Raw genomic sequence first — 1342 nt, 5'->3', positions numbered from 1 at the left:
CCTCGGCATCGGCGGCGACAACAGCCACGGCGCCGCCGGCACCTTCTACGAGGGCGTGATGACCTCGGGCTATCCCAGCAACGCCACCGAGGACGCGGTGCAGGCCAACATCACCGCCGCCGGCTACCGGTAGGCGGCGGCAGGCACCGAACCGCTCCCGGGTACGCCACGTACCCGGGGGCGGTTTCGGTGCTCGGCGGTACGACCGCCAGCGCATTGACGAGTATCGTTTTGCGGTCGTACCCTTCTCGTCGCCGGGAAAGCGCTTTCCAGACATCACCACCACCACCGACCGGAGCGCCTGACTGCCAGGTGCCGACTGAACGGGAAAGAGGCAACCCATGCGAACACGGAACGGCCGTAACGGCCTGCTGGCGGCGGTCGGGACAGCACTGCTGGTCCTGGCGGGCATGACGTTCGGCGTGGCGCAGTCCGCGTCCGCCGCGACCCCGCCGGCGTGGCCGGGCAAGAGCGGTGACGTCAGCGTGTCGAAGACCATCAAGGTCAGCGGAACCCTCGACGGCGGCATGAAGAGGTACTGCTGCATCGGCGACGGAAGTCAGGGCGAGAGCCAGCCGGCGATGTTCGAGCTGGCCGACGGCGCCACCCTGAAGAACGTCATCATCGGTTCCCCGGCCGGTGACGGGGTCCACTGCACGGGCCGGTGCACCATCCAGAACGTCTGGTGGGAGGACGTCGGCGAGGACGCCGCGACGTTCCTCGGCACGAGCGGCGACTCGTACGTCATCGGCGGTGGCGCCAAGTCCGCCTCGGACAAGGTGTTCCAGCACAACGGCTCGGGGACGGTGCACATCTCCGGCTTCTACGCCAAGTCGATCGGCAAGCTCTACCGGGCCTGCGGCAACTGTTCGAGCTCGTACAAGCGGCAGGTGACCGTGGACAACGTGATCCTGGACAGCGCGAAGTACGTGGTCGGCATCAACGTCAACTGGGGTGACCAGGCGACGCTGCGCGGCATCACGCTGATCGGCAGCAGCTCGGCGCACGTCTGCGCCGAGTACCAGGGTGCGCCGAAGGGCAGCGAGCCGACGTATCTCAAGGACGGCTGGGACGACGCGTACTGCCACGTCAGGAAGTCGGACGTGACGTACCAGTGAACCCGACCCATCGGCGCGGCCTGCGCGCCGATGGGACGGCCCCGGTGCGCGCGGTGCGCGCACCGGGGCCTGGCGTCAGGAGCAGGTGTTGCCGTTCAGGGCGAACGACGACGGTTTGGCGGTGTTGCCGGTGTGGTTGGCCTGGAAGCCGAAGTCCACCGAGCCGCCCGCCGGAATGGTGCCGTTGTAGCTGACGTTACGGGCGGTGACCTGCCCGCTGGACG

3 protein-coding genes are annotated in these 1342 nt (G+C 68.3%); 2 read left to right on the top strand and 1 reads right to left on the bottom strand.

The window, feature by feature from the left end; genetic code table 11:
* Both ACFOX0_RS34115 and ACFOX0_RS34110 read left to right on the top strand, forming a co-directional pair.
* Window positions 1–133, top strand: a 133-nt coding sequence (locus ACFOX0_RS34115) for an arabinofuranosidase catalytic domain-containing protein (protein WP_377553806.1), incomplete at its 5' end; no start/stop codon positions are given.
* Window positions 134–341: 208 nt separating this feature from the next.
* Window positions 342–1118 (top strand): pectate lyase, encoded by a 777-nt coding sequence (locus ACFOX0_RS34110; RefSeq protein ID WP_377553804.1) that lies wholly within the window; start codon window positions 342–344, stop codon window positions 1116–1118.
* Window positions 1119–1193: 75 nt separating this feature from the next.
* On the opposite strand, the gene ACFOX0_RS34105 is transcribed toward ACFOX0_RS34110, so the two are convergent.
* The coding region (locus tag ACFOX0_RS34105) for a cellulose binding domain-containing protein (RefSeq protein WP_377553576.1) at window positions 1194–1342 on the bottom strand (149 nt) is incomplete at its 5' end.

This window comes from Micromonospora zhanjiangensis, from assembly GCF_042650605.1.
In the GTDB taxonomy this organism is placed as follows: domain Bacteria; phylum Actinomycetota; class Actinomycetes; order Mycobacteriales; family Micromonosporaceae; genus Micromonospora_J; species Micromonospora_J zhanjiangensis.
This window is presented reverse-complemented; position numbering and strand designations above follow the sequence as displayed.